General features: G+C 41.7%; 2 protein-coding genes and 2 pseudogenes. All 4 read right to left on the reverse strand.

What is annotated here, in order from left to right; all coding sequences use genetic code 11:
• Nucleotides 1-384: pseudogene (locus NSB03_RS20155) on the reverse strand (hypothetical protein); the annotation flags it as partial.
• On the reverse strand, nt 381-593 hold the full coding sequence (locus NSB03_RS20160; RefSeq protein ID WP_135037288.1) for a hypothetical protein: 213 nt from the start codon (nt 591-593) through the stop codon (nt 381-383). The pseudogene NSB03_RS20155 and the gene NSB03_RS20160, both read right to left, overlap by 4 nt.
• A gap of 43 nt (nt 594-636) precedes the next feature.
• Nucleotides 637-2,790: a hypothetical protein gene (locus tag NSB03_RS20165; RefSeq protein WP_024988856.1), complete on the reverse strand. Its 2,154-nt coding sequence runs from the start codon at nt 2,788-2,790 to the stop codon at nt 637-639.
• A 5-nt stretch (nt 2,791-2,795) separates the two neighbouring features.
• Nucleotides 2,796-3,596 (reverse strand): annotated as a pseudogene (locus NSB03_RS20170) (phage tail tape measure protein); the annotation flags it as partial.

The following is a 3,596-nucleotide window of genomic DNA, read 5'->3' on the forward strand; positions in this document are numbered from 1 at the left end:
AAATATATCGGTTCCCAAATTTCGAAGACGTTTAAACTCTTTCTTGGAAATTCCCCCTTTCCAGGCGGTAAAAGACAAGTTACATTCTTCTTCTCCCTCATTTACCACACGTATAGTTACTTCGGCCGACAAACCGGAAACAGCAAATATATGATTCGTACCCTCCGGTAAAATCCGTGTGCCTGATATTCCGGTTTCGACAATCTCGGCTATATTAACACGAAATTCCCCGATTCCGTTTCCTTTGAACACTTCTTCATTATTCATCCTGATACTGTATGTAGCCATAGAATAGGATAATACAGATAGAAAAATAGGATTACGTGTAAAGGCGTTTCCTGTTGGATATATATTCACTTTTAAAGCTTCATCGCTGGCACTCATTGCTTTGCTATTTTGGTTACAATAAAACTTCCTATTAAATCATATTGCATCTCCAAAGAAGAAATAAAACGATCCCTGACAGCCGAAGGATTTACCATAAACTTATAAAAGTCCGCAAGCCGGCCCGAGTGGTTCTCCCTCCAGAGATTATAAAGCTCCGTTACTTGTGAAGTGGACGGGGCAAGTACGATATTATTCTGCTTTTCCATAGTGCAAAAGTTGGGTTTATAAAAGGAAGAGTAAAGGACGAAATTAACCGGAATAGACAACAGAAACAAAAGTATCTATATATTCAAATTCGGATTCATACGTAACATCCCGATATGTACCGGGAGTAAAACTTCCAGGCTCGTAGTAGATACTTATTATTGCTGTCGCTTTACATTTATAGTTCCTTTGCAATGTAATTCCCGCTTCCTGGGGATAGTTTTCAACCAGGTATTTATCATCATTACGGGTTGTATATCCGTCAAGCGAGTAAGTTATTGATTTCATTTCGTTCACAGCGGTCGGCCTTTTATTCCATTCATCCCTCGCCTGTTGTAAAATCCTGTTCCTTTCATTCTCTTTGGCAGTTTCTATATTTGAACTTATAAATTCCCATGCAAAAAGCTTGGAACCAAAAACGGGTGTTTCTTGTTCCTTATCCAAATCGTACGGACCAATCAACCGGAGTGTTCTTAATGTCAGATCAACGGGTACAATCTTATTTGCCGGAAGAGAATAAGAAAGCCCGTCAAAAAGTAAATATTGTCCTCGAAGTATTACCGGTGTTAAGATATCCATACCCGTAAGCCGGTGAACCGGTAACAAAACGTTTGCCTCTATCTTATTGAATGAATGTCTTAATATAGCGTCGTATTTCTTCCAGAAGTTAAAAAACAGGCCATTATCATATTGAAAAAATAGCGACATTGTATGTTTGCTTCCGTCTCTTAATATAACCTCTTCGGCGTCAGAGGTGTAAGGTAACACAGAACCGAAAGGATATTTACTATTTTGGGAAGACGTAAACGCAAACACGAAGGATAACGGTGTTTCCACCTTCTCCGAGTCTTCATCGTTATTATTAGAGGAGGTTTTAAGATACGTGTAACGGTGCACGTAATCAGCCAGATATTGAGGGGAAAGAATATCATTCGGGGCAAAATCCATTGGAACACATTCATCATCGCTGGTTAATTCGTTATCTTCTATATTATCGGTTTTCCGATCCCAAGAAAAGAAACTCGACGAAGAATAAGTAAGGCGGTTATTATCTTCATCCCATTTGAACCACCGTCCCGTTGTTTCCTCATAATTTAGATGTATCACCCTTTTAGATATATCAACTTTAGTTAACCTTGCGACTTTCTGATCTTTCAAGTAGTCTTCAAACCTTTCAACGGAGGGAGCCGCCCCGGTAAAGGAAGTCTTGGCCGACAACTTCATTTGCCGGGCCGTTTCATACGTTATTAAAGGTTCATCCGTCAGGCTACGGGATAAATCAATGTCCGGAACATCATCCACAATATCCCGGATTAATCTTAACGTGGCTGTTTTCGTATCGGAAGAAATATTGTAAACCAGCCCGAAACGCACATACAGGGCGTTTAAGAAGTCATCTACCGTACAATCCGGCATTAAATCTGCGTAAGAAAGTTTTCCTTTAACACAACAGTCGGCCGCATTATTCAGGATTACCAAGTTATATAGCTGTTTATCCGTTTTAAAAGGATTTTCCGTTATTGTATATCCAAATTCGGAAAAAACAAGTTCCAGTACACGCCATACATATAAAAAGGCTGTCACGCCGTAACCTTCTGGAAGTGTTACTGCGGTCGGAGTTCCATTTACTAAAAAAGTTTCTGTTCTTGCTTGATAACGTAACCGATAAACTTTGCTTCCTTCTGAAACAGGTGTGATATAATTCAGGTATTTGGGGTAAGACTGGTTATCTTTTGAATCGTTACCGGTCATAATCTGAAATACGGCATAATCAGCCTGATAACCTCCTAAAACTTGTTGCAAATGCACACAAAGAGAATTAACACTGTTATATTCCTTCACGGGTAATGTAATAGCATTTAATTTCTTTGCTTTCCAAGCACTGTAAGCTTCCGAATTGTCAAAGCCGATGTTAAGGGTAATACCTTCTTTTTTACCGGCGGAAACGATATTTATCTTCCCGGTACGTTTATATACCCCGTCCAATACCGTACATGCCTGATCTTCATTCATCGGTTTTACGCTCATATCAAGCCGGTGAGCAAAGCCGATTATTTTAGCATTATTACTGGTACATGGAATTGTAACCGGTACAGTTTGTGATCCTCGATCGTTCATGACCGGGGATTTTTCGTCAATCTGTACGGTAAAGTCACCCCCTAAATCCATATAACCTTTGTTCGTCTTAATCTTTAGCATAATGATTACTTATATTTTCCGCGTGTAAAGGTATCGCGGGCGTTATCTATAGTTTCTTTGACTTTTTCCAAATCCTGGTAAACGATATAGGCTTTTATCAACTTGATAGCCTCGCAAGAGGCGCGAAGCTCCTTTGCCGCTTCCAGGAACTCCCGGTAGGAAGAATCCCCTGCATAAGAGGTAACGTAACCGCCTTCCGCATATTCACCCGGATTCTGTGGCAACGGGTTCGCATTGGTACGCTGCCGCCTGATCGCTTCGATAGTGCTAACAGCGTCGATTACTTTAGGATTATTCATTTCCGGCTGTGGTACCACATATTCTCCCTTATGAACAACGCCGGCCACTTCATAACGCCCACCGGGACCAGTGTAACCACCTTCCGAATATCCACCACCGGAAGAACCGGAAACAACACGTTCAGCCGTGGCGGTCTTGCTGCCAGTAGTGTTTTTCAGGGACATGTTTTTAATTCTGTCCCGTTCTGCTTTGGCTGATGCAAGCTGGGCCACACCGGTAGCCGCAAGCATTGCTGCAGCAACGGTTCCGGCGATCGGTCCTAAGTCCGCGTACGCCTTCATAATCGAAACGGCTGTATCTGCTATGATCTGGGAACACTTGATAGCAAAATTTACATCCGCATACTTCTTTTGAATCTCCAGTTTCTTATTTTCCTTCTCTTCTTCCAGGGCGGCAGTATCTTCCCCGTTGTTTTCGGCTTCTTGTATGAGAACATCGTATTTTGCTTCCACCTGGTCGATTTCGGCTTGTTGCATGGCTTCCACCATGGAAGAGGAAAGACCGGA

Source organism: Bacteroides acidifaciens (genome assembly GCF_024623065.1).
GTDB lineage: Bacteria > Bacteroidota > Bacteroidia > Bacteroidales > Bacteroidaceae > Bacteroides > Bacteroides acidifaciens.

Bases quoted from the DNA above. Each gene is read 5' to 3' on its own strand.
- NSB03_RS20160 (WP_135037288.1), bottom strand. From the start codon at position 593: ATGGAAAAGCAGAATAATATCGTACTTGCCCCGTCCACTTCACAAGTA.
- NSB03_RS20165 (WP_024988856.1), bottom strand. From the start codon at position 2,790: ATGCTAAAGATTAAGACGAACAAAGGTTATATGGATTTAGGGGGTGAC.